Here is a 17,130-nt window from a genome sequence, read left to right as displayed (position 1 = left end):
GGTACACAAGTTTTATGAATTACGTCGTGCCGATCTCGATTGTGTTGTCTGTTTTTCGGGCGTGCCCGCAAAATAGGCATCCGAGCGGGATGTAGAAATAGTAACTGCATCCTAGCGCTTCAACTGTCGGTTGGGTCAACATCCAGCACCCATTTTACCCGCCGGGCCTGGGGCAGCGTGTCGATTAACGGCATTGATGAACGTATTACCTGCTGGAGACGGGAACGGGAGGGATGTTGTAGCAGCAACTGCCAGCGAAACCGCCCGGCGCGTTTGGGTTGCAGCGCCGGAACCGGCCCCATCAACCAGAGCGACTCATCCCGCAGCGGGCTGGCCTCCAGCAGATTACGCAGCTGTTGCAGAAAGACATGAGCCTGCTGGTTATCGTGGTCGTCGGCGCGAAACAGAACGTGGCTGGTGAACGGCGGCAGCAGCACGCTCTGGCGCTCTTTTAGCGTCTGGCCGGCAAAGGCGTCATACCCTTGCTGCAGCAGCGTCTGCAGCAGCGGATGCTCGGGGTGATGCGTTTGCAGAATGACCTCGCCTGCTTTGCCCGCCCGCCCCGCGCGGCCGGAAACCTGGGTATAGAGCTGGGCGAAGCGCTCGGTGGCGCGGAAATCAGCGGAGAACAGCGAACTGTCCACATCCAGTAGCGCGACCAACGTCACGTCCGGGAAATGGTGCCCTTTGGCCAGCATCTGTGTGCCGATCAGAATGCGTGAGCCGCCCTGACGTACCTGGGCGAGCTGTTGTTCCAGCGCGCCTTTACGGCTGGTGGTGTCGCGATCGATCCGGGTGATCGGCGTATCGGGAAACAGTTCAGGCAGCGCCTGTTCCAGTTGTTCGGTACCCAACCCCACCGGAACCAGGTGTGTGGAGCCGCATTCTGGGCATTGTTGCGGTATGCCGCGCTGGCTGTCGCAGTGATGGCAGCGCAGCATGTGCTGGTGTTGGTGCAGCGTGTAGTAGCTGTCGCAACGGGGGCATTCGGCAATCCAGCCGCATTCGTGACACATCACCACCGGCGCGAACCCCCGACGGTTCAGGAACAGAATGACCTGATTGCCCGCGGTAAGGTGGTGACGGATGCGGCCGATAAGCGGTTGGGACAGCCCGGCCGTCAGCGGTAGTCCTTTTAAATCCAGTATGTGCTGACGCGCCAGGCTGGCATTGCCGGCGCGTTTGCTGAGCCTCAACAGCTGGTACTTGCCGTTCTGCGCGTTGTAGAGCGTTTCCAGTGCGGGCGTGGCGGATCCCATAATCACCGGGATGTTTTCCTGGCGGGCCCGGAACACCGCCAGATCCCGCGCGTGGTAGCGCCAGCCCTCTTGCTGCTTGTAGGAGCCGTCGTGTTCTTCGTCGATGACGATAACGCCCAGCCGGGCGAAAGGCGTGAACAACGCGGATCGGGTGCCGATGACGATGGCGGCTTCCCCGCTGCGGGCGCGCAGCCAGACCGCCAGCCGTTCGCTGTCGTTCAACCCGGAGTGCAGGGCGTCTACCGGCGCATTGAAGCGATCGCGGAAGCGGGCGATGGTTTGAGGCGTCAGTCCGATTTCAGGCACCAGCACCAGCGCCTGTCTGCCCTGCGCAAGCACATTTTCCAGAACGCTGAGATAGACCTCGGTTTTGCCCGAGCCGGTGATGCCGGCCAGCAGCCAGGCGTGGAACCCATCGTCGCCGGCGCGGATGGCGCCGACTGCGGTCGCCTGTTCGGTGTTGAGGCGCAACCGTTCTTCCGCCAGCCGGAAATCCTGCCGCCAGTCCCGAACCTGCCGGGATAACGCACGCAGCTCGCACAGCCCTTTACTGCGTAATGCCTGTAGCGCGGCGTCGGTCAAACCCAGTTCATCTACCTGATGACGATACAGCGGAGCCTGCAGCAACGCCGCCAGCGCCTGCTGCTGTTTGGGCGCGCGTTTCAGCGATAAGGGCGGTGTGGCCCGCCCCTGTTCGGTGGCGAACCATTGCCAGAGCGGCGCGGTATGCGCGGGTTTCCCCTGACGCAGTAGGATCGGCAGCGCATGGAACAGCACTTCGCCAGGCGGGTAGTGATAGTAATCGGCGGCCCATAGCAGAATGCGCCACAGGTTGGCGGGGAACAGAGAGGTGTCGTCAATAACCTGATGGACGGTTTTAAGCTGATCCATAGGCAATTCGCTGTTGTCGCTCAATGCGGTGACTATGCCGATCATCCGACGGTTGCCGAAGGGGACGCTGACGCGCATACCCGGTACAGGCGCCATGTCCGCTGTCAGGCGGTAGTCGAACGTGCGCGTTAGCGGTACCGGCAAGGCAACCTGGGCAATGGTCATCGCATCTCCGTGAAGTTCAGGTGAATGAGGCGATGCGGGCATCGCCGGACTACGGCGTCAGATTGTACACGGCGCAGGCGGCGCCTGCCGATATGATTGCATCATCTGGTTAATTTCTGTATGATCCGCCGCCTTTGTACCGTGTGGTATAAAGCTCGTTTAACTCAACTTCGTGTGGTGTCTGGCGGAAAAGGGCTGGATAGCGACACGGCCTTAACAGAGGTTTCCCATGAAAGAAGGTATTCACCCGAATTACGTTGAAATTACCGCTACCTGTTCTTGCGGTAATGTCATCAAAACCCGTTCTACCGTCGCGCGCGATCTGAACCTGGACGTGTGCTCCGCCTGCCACCCGTTCTTCACCGGCAAACAGCGCGTTGTTGACACTGGTGGTCGTGTTGAGCGTTTCAACAAACGCTTCAGCGTTCCGGGCGTGAAGAAGTAATCACTGCCATTTCAGGCGTGATGCGCCGGTCGCGAATAGCGGCCAAAACAAAGGCACCCGCGGGTGCCTTTGTTGTTTCTGTCGAATGCCGATTGCCCTGGATGGCGTCGTGCCGCCGTTAGTATTCCCACGTATCCGGATCGATGCCCATTTCGCGCATGATGACCTTGGCGGTTTCGGGAATTTCGTCATGGCGTTCCTTGCGCAGATCGTCGTCGTCTGGCAGAGGCTGGCCGGTGAATGCGTGCAGAAACGCCTCGCACAATAATTCACTGTTGGTTGCGTGACGCAGGTTGTTCACCTGACGACGGGTACGTTCGTCCGTCAAGATCTTCAATACCTTCAACGGGATAGATACCGTTATTTTCTTTACCTGCTCGCTTTTTTTGCCGTGTTCCGCATATGGGCTTACGTACTCGCCATTCCACTCAGCCATGGGATACCTTAAAAATTGATCGTGATGAAAACTGCCACTGTCATGAAGCACCATAATTCTAACGGTTATTCCAGGGATGCTCAATCTATACGCAAAGAAGTTTAGAAGTCTAGATGTGTTGACGTCCATTACTTCTGCGTTTACTCTTGAAATCCTCTACTTCAGTTCAGTCAGGAAAGGCACCGATGACGCGTAAACAGGCTACTATCGCAGTCCGCAGTGGGTTGAACAATGACGAGCAGTTTGGTTGTGTTGTCCCACCGATTCATCTCTCCAGCACCTATAACTTCACGGGTTTCAATCAGCCCCGCACACATGATTATTCCCGGCGTGGCAATCCGACTCGTGACGTGGTTCAACGTGCGCTGGCTGAGCTGGAGGGCGGCGCGGGCGCGGTTTTGACCAATACCGGTATGTCGGCGATTCTGCTGGTTTGCACGGTGTTTTTGCGTCCTGGCGACTTGCTGGTGGCTCCCCATGACTGCTACGGCGGCAGTTATCGCCTGTTTGACAGTCTGAGCCGCCGCGGCGCATTTCGGGTGAGGTTCGTCGATCAGGGTAATCAGACAGAACTGCAAGCCGCTTTGGCCGAAAAACCGAAGCTGGTGCTGGTGGAAAGCCCGAGTAACCCGCTGTTGCGCGTGGTGGATATTGCGGCGATTTGTCAGGCGGCACGCGAAGTCGGCGCGGTCAGCGTCGTGGATAACACCTTCCTGAGCCCGGCATTGCAGAACCCACTGAGGTTGGGCGCCGATTTGGTGGTGCACTCTTGTACCAAATATCTCAACGGCCACTCCGATGTCGTGGCCGGTACCGTGATCGCCAAAGATCCGGACGTGGTCACTGAACTGGCCTGGTGGGCCAACAACATCGGCGTGACGGGCGCCGCTTTCGACAGCTATCTGCTGTTGCGCGGCCTGCGGACGCTGTCGCCGCGTATGGCGGCGGCGCAGAAAAACGCCCTACAGATTGTGGAATATTTGCAGCGGCAGCCGTTGGTGAAAAAACTGTATCATCCTTCCTTGCCGGAAAATCCCGGTCATGAGATCGCCTGTCGTCAACAGTCCGGTTTCGGCGCTATGTTGAGTTTCGAACTGGACGGGGATGAAGAAACCTTGCGCAGTTTCCTGGCGTCGTTGGAACTGTTTACGCTGGCGGAATCGTTGGGCGGCGTGGAAAGCCTGATCTCTCATGCCGCTACCATGACTCACGCAGGTATGGCGCCGGAAGCGCGTGCCGCAGCGGGGATTTCGGAAACACTGTTGCGTATTTCGGTAGGGATTGAAGACGGCGACGATCTGGTTGCCGATTTGGACAGAGCGTTTCAGGACGCAGCCAAGAGGTAAGAATGAGTGCTTTGGGGATAGCTGGCGCCGTTACGGGTCGTCAGTTGCATAAATTTGGTGGTAGCAGTCTGGCGGATGTGAAGTGTTATCAGCGCGTCGCCGGTGTGATGTCCGACTACAGCCGACCCGGTGATTTGATGGTGGTTTCCGCAGCGGGCAGTACCACCAACCAACTGATTAGCTGGCTGACGTTCAGCCAGTCCGACAGAATTTCCGCACATCAGGTGCAGCAGGCGCTGCGCCGCTATCAGAGTGACCTGATCGCCGGTTTGTTGCCGCCGGAAGTCGCTGCGCCGTTGACGAATGCTTTCATTCGCGATTTGGAGTATCTGGCGGGGTTACTGGACGGAAAAATCACCGATGCAGTGTATGCCGAAGTAGTCGGGCACGGTGAAATCTGGTCTGCGCGCCTGATGGCGGCGGTGTTGGATCAGAAAAATCTGCCGGCAACCTGGCTGGATGCCCGTTCGTTCCTGCGTGCGGAACGTGCGGCGCAACCGCAGGTGGATGAAGGGCGTTCCTGGCCGTTGTTGCAGCAGTTGCTGACGCAGTACGCGGGGCAACGTTTGGTCATCACCGGTTTTATCAGCCGTAACGAGGCAGGTGAAACGGTCTTGCTGGGGCGTAACGGTAGTGATTACTCCGCGACGCAGATCGGCGCGCTGGCCGGAGTTGAACGTGTAACGATCTGGAGTGATGTAGCCGGCGTGTACAGTGCGGATCCGCGCAAGGTTAAGGATGCCTGCCTGCTGCCGTTGCTGCGTTTGGATGAAGCCAGCGAACTGGCGCGTCTGGCGGCGCCGGTGTTGCATACCCGCACATTACAGCCGGTTTCCGGCAGCGATATCGACTTGCAACTACGTTGCAGCTATCAACCGGAACAGGGCTCGACCCGCATTGAACGAGTGCTGGCGTCCGGTACCGGCGCGAAGATCGTCACCAGTCATGATGATGTCTGCCTGATCGAAGTGAATGTGCCTTCCGCGCACGATTTCCAACTGATACTGCATGATGTGGAGCAATTGCTGAAAAAAGCGCAGGTCAGGCCGCTGGCGACCGGCGCGCATCAGGATCGCAACCAACTGCAACTCTGTTATACCTCCGAAGTCGTCAACAGCGCCTGGCAGGTGCTTGAACAAGCGGCTTTGCCTGTCGACCTTACTTTGCGCGAAGGTCTGGCGCTGGTGGCATTAGTTGGCGCCGGAGTATGCCGCAATCCGTTGCATAGCCACCGTTTCTATCAGCAGCTAAAAGATCAGCCGATTGAATTTATCTGTCAGGCCGAGGACGACATCAGCCTGGCCGCTGTATTGCGCGTCGGCCCTACCGAGCATCTGGTGCGCGGTTTGCACCATTCTCTGTTCCGGGCGGAGAAACGTATCGGTCTGGTGTTATTCGGCAAGGGAAATATCGGTTCCCGCTGGCTGGAGCTGTTTGCTCGCGAGCAAAGCCTGATCTCTGCCCGAACCGGTTTTGAGTTTTTGCTGGCCGGCGTGGTGGACAGTTCGCGCAGTCTGCTGAATTACGACGGGCTGGATGCCGGCCGTGTACTGGCTTTCTTTAACGATGAAGCCCTGGAACGCGACGATGAGGAACTGTTCCAGTGGATGCGTGCGCATCCTTATGACGATCTGGTGGTGCTGGATGTGACGGCCAGCCAGTCGGTGGCGGATCTTTATCTGGACTTTGCCAGTTATGGTTTTCACGTTATCAGCGCCAATAAGTTGGCCGGCGCATCCGGCGGGGATAACTATCGCCAGATTCGCGATGCATTCGCCAAGACGGGGCGTCACTGGTTGTACAACGCTACGGTCGGTGCCGGGTTGCCGGTGAACTATGCGGTGCGCGACCTGCGGGAAAGCGGGGACAGTATTCTGGCGCTCAGCGGTATTTTTTCCGGGACGCTTTCATGGCTATTTTTGCAGTTTGACGGCACGGCGCCTTTTATCGATTTGGTGGATCAGGCCTGGCAGCAAGGGCTGACGGAACCTGATCCCCGGGTGGATCTTTCCGGCCAGGACGTAATGCGCAAACTGGTGATTCTGGCGCGCGAAGCGGGATACGAGATTGAGCCGAATCAGGTTCGGGTGGAATCGCTGGTGCCTGCGGGATGTGAAGACGGGTCGGTGGATCAGTTCTTTGAGGACAGCGAGTCGCTTAATGAACAGATGCTGCAACGGCTGGAGGCGGCCAACGAGCTGGGACTGGTGCTGCGTTACGTTGCACGGTTCGACGTCAATGGCAAGGCGCGCGTCGGTGTAGAGGCGGTACGTCCGGATCATCCGCTGGCGTCGTTGTTGCCGTGCGATAACGTGTTTGCCATTGAGAGCCGCTGGTATCGTGATAACCCGCTGGTGATTCGCGGGCCAGGCGCTGGACGCGATGTGACAGCAGGGGCGATTCAGTCCGACCTTAATCGTCTGGCGCAACTTTTGTAGTGCTGATGCCGGGAGTGCGATCGCGGCAACATCACGCGGCGTAATAGCCCGCTATAAAAAACCTGAAACCGTTGGTTTCAGGTGAAGTTGCCGACAACGTGCGGTAAGCGGCGATCATGGATGGATCGTAAAGGCGCGGCCGGTTCCTCCTTTGACGTTCAAGACGGTAGCTGTCAGCGCGCACCGCGCCATCCCAGGCGCGGACGCTTTACGCATCCATGCCGTTATCACCGTTTGATGAAGACAGCCAAGTTTGTCATCAGGCACGGCATGATGAATTTTCTTCAACTTTCATGAGCAAACATCAGCATGCTGTACGTTGAAAAGCGTTGACTCTTCGTGGTGATTCGGTCATTTTCTATATGGACGTCTAAACGTATAGACGTTTATCGAAAAAGAACCGAAACAGAGGCGAATCGAGGTAAGGATATGAGCTTTTTCCACGCGAACCATCAGGAAGCGCTGAACCAGAATCTGGCTGAGCTGCAAGGCCGCATTAATGTTTCCTTTGAATTCTTTCCGCCGCGTACCCGCGAGATGGAAGAAACGCTGTGGCACTCTATCGATCGCCTGAGCAGCCTGAAGCCCAAGTTCGTTTCCGTGACCTACGGCGCCAACTCCGGCGAGCGCGATCGTACTCACAGTATCATCAAGGCCATCAAGGAGCGTACCGGTCTGGAAGCGGCTCCCCATTTGACCTGCATTGACGCGAGCCGTGAAGAATTGCGCGCTATCGCTCAGGATTATTGGCAGAGCGGTATTCGACATATTGTGGCGTTGCGCGGCGATTTACCGCCCGGCGGGGGTAAGCCTGACATGTATGCGGCGGATTTGGTCGCCTTGCTGAGAGATGTCGGCGATTTCGATATTTCTGTGGCCGCTTATCCGGAAGTGCATCCGGAAGCCAAAAGCGCTCAGGCGGATCTGATCAACCTGAAGCGTAAGATTGACGCCGGCGCGAGCCGCGCCATCACCCAGTTTTTCTTTGATGTCGAATCTTATCTGCGATTCCGTGACCGCTGCGTCGCAGCCGGGATCGACGTCGAGATTGTTCCCGGCATTCTGCCCGTGTCCAATTTCAAGCAGTTGCAGCGCTTTGCCACCATGACTAACGTGCGGGTACCGAACTGGATGACCACGATGTTTGAAGGGTTGGATAACGATGCGGAAACCCGCAAGATGGTGGGCGCTTCTATCGCGATGGATATGGTGAAGATCCTCAGTCGCGAGGGTGTGAAGGATTTCCATTTCTATACGTTAAACCGTGCGGAACTGAGCTACGCCATTTGCCATACGCTGGGGGTTCGTCCAGCGTCGCCGCAGGCTTGATGTCGATAAAAAAACGGCGGGCCGTAGCCCGCCAAAGTTTCGTTGGCTTTCTTAAAAGGGTCTGGTTCGCTAACTTGCGCTAGCTGTCAAAATCGTTTCGTCAGCAGCAGCGGTTCCACAATATTTCAGCGTATTGCTCCAATCTGCCGCTAGTTTTCAGTCGACTCTCTTTTCTATTCATGAATGTGTATGATGATTCCAGCCTTTTATCGGGTTTCACCGATGTTCATCACAAAAGAGCCATTCGTGGACATATCCCAAATATTGCCGCTTGAACACGCCAGCCTTGTCGTTATAGCGTGACAAATGGCTGGAAGAGCCGGCGTACATAAAAAGTCCCCTGGTGAAGAATAAAATACGGCCCTTTTAGGGTGATCGTATGTGCATTGGTTGTTGCGTTCGAGCTGTCGATCCTCTGGCGGAGTTTTCACCGTCTGTAAGCTAAGGACATTTGCTGTCGCTGAATTTGAAACTCCCTGTTTCTTCCAGATCTATCGCACCTGAATTTGGTTGATTTAAGGGTATTATTTCCTCTAAATGTTGATAGAGATAATCGTTCGTTGCTATCCTATCTATCGCTAGAGGCTATCATGATTATGGAGAGATTTAGGGCATGAACATTCGGGACTTAGAATATCTGGTGGCATTGGCAGAACATCGACACTTTAGGCGGGCGGCGGATTCTTGCCATGTCAGTCAGCCGACTCTGAGCGGGCAGATCCGCAAGCTGGAGGATGAGCTGGGGGTGATGCTGCTGGAAAGAACCAGTCGCAAGGTGCTGTTTACTCAGGCGGGGCTATTGCTGGTCGAGCAGGCAAGAACGGTGCTGCGGGAGGTCAAAGTGTTGAAGGAGATGGCCAGCCAGCAAGGCGAAACCATGTCCGGGCCGTTGCATATCGGCCTGATTCCTACCGTCGGCCCTTATCTGCTGCCGCATATCATCCCCATGTTGCATCACACCTTTCCGAAACTGGAGATGTATCTGCATGAAGCCCAAACCCATCAACTGTTGGCCCAGCTCGACAGCGGCAAACTGGACTGTGCGATTCTGGCGATGGTGAAAGAATCTGAAGCGTTTATCGAGGTACCGCTGTTCGACGAGCCGATGAAATTGGCTATCTATCAGGATCATCCCTGGGCTAATCGTGAGCGCGTCGCTATGTCCGATCTGGCGGGCGAGAAATTACTGATGCTGGAGGATGGTCATTGTCTGCGCGATCAGGCCATGGGGTTCTGTTTCCAGGCCGGCGCCGATGAAGATACCCATTTCCGCGCGACCAGCCTTGAAACGCTACGCAACATGGTTGCGGCCGGCAGCGGTATTACCCTGCTGCCGTCGTTATCAGTACCGCGGGAGCGTATCCGGGACGGTGTGTGCTATCTGAACTGTTATAAGCCTGAGCCGAAACGCACCATTGCATTGGTGTATCGCCCCGGCTCGCCGCTGCGAGGCCGCTATGAACAATTGGCGGACGCTGTTCGCGAACACATGCAGCATCAGATGGAGATGCTGTCAAAATAATCGGTTCAGACCGTTCAATGCGGCTACCCGATAGGCTTCCGCCATTGTCGGGTAGTTGAACGTGGTATTGACGAAGTAATCGATCGTGTTCCCTTCGCCTTTCTGTTCCATGATGGCTTGCCCGATATGGATGATTTCGGCCGCTCGCTCGCCAAAACAGTGAATTCCCAGAATTTTCCGGGTTTCCCGGTGGAACAGAATCTTCAGACTTCCCACATTCATGCCGACAATCTGCGCGCGCGCCAGGTGCTTGAATTGGGCGCGGCCCACTTCATACGGCACCTTCATTGCGGTCAGCTCCTGTTCCGTTTTCCCGACGGAACTGATTTCCGGAATGGTGTAAATACCGGTAGGGATATCTTCGATCAGATGGGCGGTGGCGTCGCCTTTGGTAATCGCTTGGGCGGCGATGCGCCCCTGGTCGTAAGCAGCGGATGCCAGACTTGGATAACCTGTCACATCCCCGACAGCGTAGATATGCGACAACGCGGTCTGATACATGCTGTTGACTTTGAGTTGGCCACGCCCATCGGCTTCCAGCTCGATATTTTCCAGCCCCAGATTCTCGGTATTGCCGGTACGGCCGTTGGCATAAAGCAGACAATCCGCTTTGACTTTTTTGCCGGATTTCAGGTGAACGATGACGCCGTCGTCGACCCCTTCTATTCGCTCAAACTCTTCGTTGTGACGAATGACCACGCCGCTGTTCCAGAAGTGATAGGACAGCGCGTCCGACATCTCCTGATCAAGAAATGCCAGCAGACGATCACGGGTATTGATCAGATCCACTTTTACGTTCAGACCGCGAAAAATGGACGCATATTCGCAACCTATTACCCCGGCGCCGTAAATGATGACGTGGCGGGGTTCATAATCCAGCTCGAGGATGGAATCGCTGTCGTAAATATGTGGGTGAGTGAAGTCCACTTCTGCCGGGTGGTAAGGGCGAGAACCGGTTGCAATGATGATGTTTTCTGCCGTCAAGGTGTCGTGCGTATCATCCGGATAGCGGACTGCAAGGGTATGCGCGTCGATAAAATTCGCTTCGCCGGAAAACAGATCGCAGTGGTTACGTTCGTAGAACCCTTGGCGCATGCGGGTTTGCTGGTTTATTACACTGCCGGCGTGGCGCAGGATGTCAGAAAACGAAGAACTGATAACGCGGGAATTATCGCTGTAGAGAGGGTTCTGGTTAAATTCGATGATACGACTGACTGCGTGACGGAGAGCTTTGGATGGGATGGTTCCCCAGTGTGTACAGCCGCCGCCTACGTTGTAGTGCCGTTCTATGACGGCGACTTTGGCGCCTTGCTTGGACAATCCCATTGCCGCACCTTCACCGCCGGGCCCGGAGCCAATCACTATGGCATCGTAATCGTATTGTTGTTGTATGGTCATGGTAGGACACACCTGTTTTTATACAATTAGGTAACGCGATATTAACATCGGCAAGGGAATAACCCAATAATCCCCTTCATTTATGTGGGAAATAGGCAGCATACTTTTACTATGGCAGGCTTTGACGCAGTATGTAGTGAATAACCGGTAGATGGCAGATAAAGTTTGTTATAGTCCTCGTCCTGAAAGGAGAACAGATAACGTTGGTCAGGATAATGGGTGTCAGAGCACAACAAAAAGAACGGACTCGTCGTTCTCTCATCGAGGCGGCATTCAGCCAGCTTAGCGCTGAACGCAGTTTTGCTAGCCTGAGTCTTCGCGAAGTCGCCCGCGAGGCTGGCATTGCACCCACTTCTTTTTATCGCCATTTCCGTGATGTCGATGAATTGGGTCTGACTATGGTGGATGAGAGTGGTTTGATGCTGCGTCAATTGATGCGGCAAGCTCGTCAGCGCATTGCGAAAAGCGGTGGCAGCGTGATCAAAACGTCGGTGGCGACGTTTATGGAGTTCATCGGTAATAACCCTAATGCTTTCAGATTGTTACTGCGTGAACGCTCTGGCACGTCGGCAGCATTTCGTGCCGCAGTCGCTAGAGAAATTCAGCATTTCATTGCTGAACTGGCGGATTATCTTGAAGTTGAAAACCATATTCCCCGTAGCTTTGCCGAAGCGCAGGCGGAAGCGATGGTCATCATTGTGTTCAGCGCCGGCGCTGAAGCGTTGGATGTCGGCCTGGAGCAACGGCGCCAGTTGGAAGAACGGCTAGTGCTGCAATTGCGGATGATTGCGAAAGGGGCTTATTACTGGTACCGGAGAGAGCAGAGTCAGGGCGTTCCCAGCCCTGAACGTTGATTGAGCGAGGAGACATCATGGCAGAGCAGGCAGGTTCCGAGAAAAGTACGTTGTTTCTGGCGTTGGTGGCTGGTTTGTCCGTAAATGGTTCTTTTACCGCGCTGTTCAGTTCGATTGTGCCTTTTTCCATTTTTCCGTTAATCGCCATGGTGCTGGCGGTGTATTGCCTGCACCAGCGCTATCAGCATTATGCGATGCCGGAAGGCGTTCCGCTGTTGGCCGCCGCCAGTTTTCTGTTCGGGCTGCTGCTGTATAGCGCGATTGTGCGTGCCGAGTATCCGCAAATCGGTTCCAACTTTGTGCCGTCGACCCTCTGCGCCGTACTGGCGCTTTGGCTGGTGATCCGGTTAAGAGCCCGCAAAGCTGCGGCGGATTCCGAAAACCGCTGACCGGCATGGCGGATTAGGTGCGTTTTTCCAGCAGTACCCCGCATTCCATATGGTGGGTATAAGGGAACTGGTCGAATAGCGCCAACTGGCTGACACGATGGGTTTGGGTGAGTGTCGCCAGGTTGGCGCACAGTGTTTCCGGGTTGCAGGAAATATACAGAATGCGCGGATATTCCTGCACCAGTCGTACAGTTTCTTCATCCAGGCCGCTGCGCGGCGGATCAACAAAAATGGTATCGCAACGATAACTGGCCAGGTCGATGCCTTCCAGCCGGTTAAACTGCCTGACGCCGCGCATCGCCTGGGTAAACTCTTCCGCCGCCATGCGAATAATCTGGACATTGCCGATCTGGTTAGCGGTGATGTTGTACTGCGCTGCCTGCACCGAAGGTTTGGCGATTTCCGTCGCCAGCACCCGCTCAAAATTTCGCGCCAGCGCCAGTGAAAAGTTACCGTTTCCGCAATACAACTCCAGCAGGTCGCCTTTGGAGCCTTCCGTTACGGACAACGCCCATTCCAGCATCTGGATATTCATGGCCGCGTTGGGTTGGGTAAAACTGTTCTCCACCTGCCGGTAAACCATCTGTTTGCCCGCAACCGGCAGGCATTCATCTACATAATCGTGATCGAGACAGATTTTGGTTTTGGTCGCCCGACCAATCAGTTGCAGATTAAAGCCCTGCTGGCGTAGCTGGTCGCGTAATGCGATTGCCTGCTGCCGCCACTCATCGTCCAAAGTCTTATGGTAGAGCAGCGATACCACGATTTCGTTGCTCATCGTAGAGAGATAGTCGATTTGGAACAGTTTGCGGCGCAGTGTTAGGTGGGGACGTAGCGCATTCAGCAATGCCGGCATCAGACGATTGATAAGCTCGCTGGCGACTGGAAACTGATCGACCCGAATACGGTGTTTAGTCTGCTGATCGAACATGATGTGGTAGAGATCGTCGCCGTCATGCCAGATACGGAATTCGGCACGCATTCGATAGTGGCTGACTGGTGAGCGGAATACCTGCGGTTCCGGGGCATGGTATGACGCCATCATTGCTTTAAGCCGCCCGGTTTTCTCTGCAAGCTGGGCGTCATATTGATCGATAGGCAAAGTGGATGGCGTCATGATTTTCCCGTCTGAAAAAGCAGCTAAAGTAATTGTACGGCGGCGATTGTAGGGCATATGAGGGGGATGTCCAGTTTTGTAGCCGTGATTTATTGTATTCAATAAATGGAAGTCTAGACTTCCACACCGCCCGATCGTAGCATGAGCGTCCGGCCTTGCCTGGCGAGTTAAAAGGGAATCCAGTGAAATCCTGGAGCTGACGCGCAGCGGTGAGGGGAATGGGGAACGACAGCATGATGCAGACACTGCCTTCTTGGGTGGGAAGTCGTCGTTTCCGTGCGGCTTGCGCCGCTGTACCCGAGCCCGAAAACCTGCCGGTATACGTCGCAATGTTCATGGTCATCGCGTGCTATCGATCATGAGGTGCGGCATCCTGCCAATTCAGTTTGGATGCTTCTTACATGCTTAATAAAAAAATAACACTGCTGACGGCGATGATGGCCACGGCATTTTCGGGGTGGGCGCAAGGTAGCGATAACACACAACAGGACAGTGGTGACGCTATGGTCGTGACCGCCAATCGTTTTCCTCAGCCGGTGTCTTCCGTGCTGGCGCCAACAACGGTGGTGACGCGAGATGATATCGATCGCTGGCAGTCTAAAAGCTTGACGGACGTGATGCGTCGTCTGCCGGGGGTGGATATTGCTCAAAATGGCGGACTGGGGCAGACCAACTCGCTGTTTATTCGTGGTACTGCGTCCAGCCATGTTTTGGTGTTGATTGATGGTATCCGCCTGAATCAGGCGGGGGTTAGTGGCTCTTCCGACATCAGCCAGATCCCGATTTCTCTGGTTCAGAAGGTGGAATATATCCGTGGGCCGCGTTCTGCCGTGTATGGTTCTGACGCGATTGGCGGGGTCATCAATATCATCACGACGCGCGAGAAGAACGGTACGACGCTTTCTGCCGGGATGGGTTCCAATGGCTATCAAACCTATGATGCTTCCACCCAGCAGAATCTGGGGAGCCGTACTGTAGGGACGTTTGCTGGTAATTATACCTATACCAAAGGGTTTGATGTGGTGGCCAACCTGCCTGATGCCTATGGTACCTCGGCCCAGCCGGATCGTGACGGTTTCATGAGCAAAGCGGTGTACGGCAATGTAGAACACCAGTTTAGCGATGCAGTAAGCGGCTTTGTGCGCGGCTATGGTTTCGATAATCGTACTGCTTATGACGGTTCCCCCTGGGATTTACGCCAGCTTTATAGCCAGACCTGGAATACCGGGTTGCGTTACCAGAGAGGGATTTGGGCTTCGCAATTGATTACCAGTTATAGCCACAGTAAGGACTACAACTACGATCAATTGGGCGGCCGTTCCAGCAGCTGGGCCACGCTGGACGACATACAGCAGTACAACGTGCAGTGGGGCAACAGCGTTCAGGTTGGTAAAGGCAATATCAGTACCGGCGTTGACTGGCAGAAGCAAACGACTACGCCGAACACCAATTTCGTCGAGCGAGGGTCTGAACTCCGCAATACCGGGGTGTATGCGACCACTCAGCAATTGCTGGGGCCGGTAACGCTCGAAGGATCGTTGCGTAGTGATGACAATTCGCAATTCGGACAACATTCTACCTGGCAAACCGGGACTGCGTGGGAGTTCACTCAAGGATATAGGCTGTTGGCGTCTTACGGCACCGCATATAAGTCACCTAATCTTGGGCAATTATATGGCTCCATCGGTAATGCCAACCTGAAGCCGGAGGAAAGCAAACAGCTGGAAGGTGGAATTGAAGGCCTGACCGGAGCGGTCAACTGGCATGTGTCCGCTTATCGTAATGACGTGGACAACCTGATTCAGTACGACAGCGTCAACAGTCGGTATTTCAACATTGGTAAAGCGCTCATTAAAGGGATTGAAACCACTGCGTCGTTTGATACAGGGCCTGTTGCACATAAATTGTCCTACGACTATATCGATGCCAGAAATGCGGAAACGAATGAACGCCTGACAAGAAGAGCCCGCCAGCAGTTTAAATATGATTTGGATTGGCGCTGGGAGCCCTTGGATTGGACGGTGACTTATCACTATCTGGGTGATCGTACCGATCAGGATTTTAATACCTTTGAAACGATGAAGCTGGGTGGTGTTAGCGTTTGGGATCTGGCGGTGTCATATCCAGTCACCTCTCACCTGACAGTTCGTGGTAGAATCGCCAACCTGTTCGATAAGAATTATGAGACAGTGTATGGCTACCGAACCGCAGGTCGAGAATATTATCTCACCGGAAGCTATAGTTTCTGATTTACCTGCCCGCCCCTCCGTACTGATTTTTGATTCCGGTGTGGGCGGTCTATCCGTTTATGAAGAAATCCGCAAATTGTTGCCGGATTTGCATTATATCTACACGTTCGATAATGAGGCGTTTCCTTATGGGGAAAAGCCGGAGCAATTTATCATTGAGCGTGTGGTCTCGATCGTTGACGCAGTTGAAAAACAGCATCCTTTGTCAGCAGTCGTTATCGCTTGCAATACTGCTAGTACGATTTCCCTGCCAGCATTGAGGGCGCGCTTCAACTTCCCGGTCGTGGGCGTCGTTCCCGCGATCAAACCCGCGGCAAAACTGACCCGTAACGGCGTTGTTGGTTTATTGGCGACGCGCGCGACGGTGCAACGTCCGTATACCCACGAATTGATTTCACGATTCGCCCATGATTGTACGATTCTATCTTTGGGATCGTCGGAGTTGGTGGAGTGGGGCGAGGCCAAGTTACAAGGTGACGAGGTGCCTATCGATGCACTGAGGAAAATCCTCAAGCCTTGGCTGAAATTGCCGGAACCGCCCGATACGGTTGTGTTGGGATGTACGCATTTTCCATTATTAGCGAATGAACTGCAGCAGGCTTTGCCGGAGGGGACACGGTTGGTTGATTCAGGTGCCGCCATTGCCCGACGCACGGCGTGGCTGGTGAAACATTTGGAAAATCCTTTTCTATCGAAGGAAAAAAATCTGGTGTATTGCCTGGCGATCACGCCAAAAGTCGCAACGCTGTGGCCAGTATTACAGCGTTATGGGTTTCATTTGCTGGAAAAATTGCCGCTTTTACAGGTTGACGAGCAAATATTAGGCAAATGAGTTTGTTTTTAAATTTAGTGCTTGTCAGGCTCAAATAAGTCCTTATAATGCGCCACCACTGAGACGGAAACGGTGAATTTCGTTGGAAGTTTTAGTAAAGTATCAAGCATGTATCGCTTGACATTTTTAAGGGTTGAAATAACATGTTCGACCCGCGACTGAGAAACGTCGCACTGCTCTTTAACAATTAATCAGACAATCTGTGTGGGCACTCGCAGGACACTTCGGAACGAAAGAACTGAAAGTCTTGAAGAGTGAACAACAGTTAATTCATTACGAACTAACAACAGTAAATTCTTTGAGCACCGCTTCTCGAGCAGAAGCAAATCAAACTTTAAATTGAAGAGTTTGATCATGGCTCAGATTGAACGCTGGCGGCAGGCCTAACACATGCAAGTCGAGCGGCAGCGGGGGGAAGCTTGCTTCCCCGCCGGCGAGCGGCGGACGGGTGAGTAATGTC

Annotated in this window: 13 protein-coding genes and 1 riboswitch; of the genes, 9 read left to right on the top strand and 4 right to left on the bottom strand. The window is 54.6% G+C overall.

Going from position 1 to position 17,130, the window contains the following annotated elements; translation table 11 throughout:
- Positions 1-119: 119 nt before the first annotated feature.
- A complete protein-coding gene (gene priA, locus DPA2511_RS19525) occupies positions 120-2,315 on the bottom strand; it encodes a primosomal protein N' (RefSeq protein ID WP_015855439.1) in 2,196 nt (731 codons plus the stop codon).
- Positions 2,316-2,544: 229 nt separating this feature from the next.
- Between priA and rpmE the strand changes: the two genes are divergently transcribed.
- Positions 2,545-2,760 (top strand): 50S ribosomal protein L31, encoded by a 216-nt coding sequence (gene rpmE, locus DPA2511_RS19520; RefSeq protein ID WP_015855438.1) that lies wholly within the window; start codon positions 2,545-2,547, stop codon positions 2,758-2,760.
- A 118-nt stretch (positions 2,761-2,878) separates the two neighbouring features.
- Here rpmE and metJ read toward each other — a convergent pair whose 3' ends face one another.
- Complete coding sequence (gene metJ, locus DPA2511_RS19515; RefSeq protein ID WP_015855437.1) at positions 2,879-3,196, bottom strand: met regulon transcriptional regulator MetJ; 318 nt, start codon at positions 3,194-3,196, stop codon at positions 2,879-2,881.
- Positions 3,197-3,381: 185 nt separating this feature from the next.
- Between metJ and metB the strand changes: the two genes are divergently transcribed.
- From metB to oxyR, 4 genes are all read left to right on the top strand, one after another.
- A complete protein-coding gene (gene metB, locus DPA2511_RS19510; protein WP_015855436.1) occupies positions 3,382-4,542 on the top strand; it encodes a cystathionine gamma-synthase in 1,161 nt (386 codons plus the stop codon).
- Between the two features lie 2 nt (positions 4,543-4,544).
- Entirely contained in the window at positions 4,545-6,980 is a 2,436-nt protein-coding gene (locus DPA2511_RS19505; RefSeq protein WP_015855435.1) for a bifunctional aspartate kinase/homoserine dehydrogenase II, read from the top strand.
- A gap of 429 nt (positions 6,981-7,409) precedes the next feature.
- Complete coding sequence (gene metF, locus DPA2511_RS19500; protein ID WP_015855434.1) at positions 7,410-8,309, top strand: methylenetetrahydrofolate reductase; 900 nt, start codon at positions 7,410-7,412, stop codon at positions 8,307-8,309.
- 613 nt (positions 8,310-8,922) lie between these two features.
- Positions 8,923-9,831 (top strand): DNA-binding transcriptional regulator OxyR, encoded by a 909-nt coding sequence (gene oxyR, locus DPA2511_RS19490; protein WP_015855433.1) that lies wholly within the window; start codon positions 8,923-8,925, stop codon positions 9,829-9,831.
- Here the strand turns inward: oxyR and sthA are convergent.
- Positions 9,823-11,223, bottom strand: a complete 1,401-nt coding sequence (sthA, locus tag DPA2511_RS19485; protein WP_026595260.1) for a Si-specific NAD(P)(+) transhydrogenase — start codon at positions 11,221-11,223, stop codon at positions 9,823-9,825. The genes oxyR and sthA overlap by 9 nt on opposite strands.
- A gap of 218 nt (positions 11,224-11,441) precedes the next feature.
- Here sthA and fabR point away from each other — a divergent pair, with 218 nt between their 5' ends.
- Both fabR and DPA2511_RS19475 read left to right on the top strand, forming a co-directional pair.
- A complete protein-coding gene (fabR, locus tag DPA2511_RS19480) occupies positions 11,442-12,083 on the top strand; it encodes an HTH-type transcriptional repressor FabR (RefSeq protein WP_153247160.1) in 642 nt (213 codons plus the stop codon).
- A 17-nt stretch (positions 12,084-12,100) separates the two neighbouring features.
- On the top strand, positions 12,101-12,472 hold the full coding sequence (locus DPA2511_RS19475; protein WP_015855430.1) for a YijD family membrane protein: 372 nt from the start codon (positions 12,101-12,103) through the stop codon (positions 12,470-12,472).
- Positions 12,473-12,485: 13 nt separating this feature from the next.
- On the opposite strand, the gene trmA is transcribed toward DPA2511_RS19475, so the two are convergent.
- A complete protein-coding gene (gene trmA, locus DPA2511_RS19470) occupies positions 12,486-13,589 on the bottom strand; it encodes a tRNA (uridine(54)-C5)-methyltransferase TrmA (RefSeq protein ID WP_015855429.1) in 1,104 nt (367 codons plus the stop codon).
- Positions 13,590-13,725: 136 nt separating this feature from the next.
- A riboswitch (cobalamin riboswitch) is annotated at positions 13,726-13,922 on the top strand.
- Between the two features lie 68 nt (positions 13,923-13,990).
- Here trmA and btuB point away from each other — a divergent pair.
- Both btuB and murI read left to right on the top strand, forming a co-directional pair.
- On the top strand, positions 13,991-15,838 hold the full coding sequence (btuB, locus tag DPA2511_RS19465; RefSeq protein ID WP_015855428.1) for a TonB-dependent vitamin B12 receptor BtuB: 1,848 nt from the start codon (positions 13,991-13,993) through the stop codon (positions 15,836-15,838).
- A complete protein-coding gene (gene murI / locus DPA2511_RS19460; RefSeq protein ID WP_015855427.1) occupies positions 15,783-16,670 on the top strand; it encodes a glutamate racemase in 888 nt (295 codons plus the stop codon). Before btuB ends, murI begins: the two co-directional genes overlap by 56 nt.
- The last annotated feature ends 460 nt before the right edge of the window (positions 16,671-17,130 follow it).

Origin of the sequence: Musicola paradisiaca NCPPB 2511 (assembly GCF_000400505.1) — a bacterium.
Lineage (GTDB): Bacteria > Pseudomonadota > Gammaproteobacteria > Enterobacterales > Enterobacteriaceae > Musicola > Musicola paradisiaca.
This window is presented reverse-complemented; position numbering and strand designations above follow the sequence as displayed.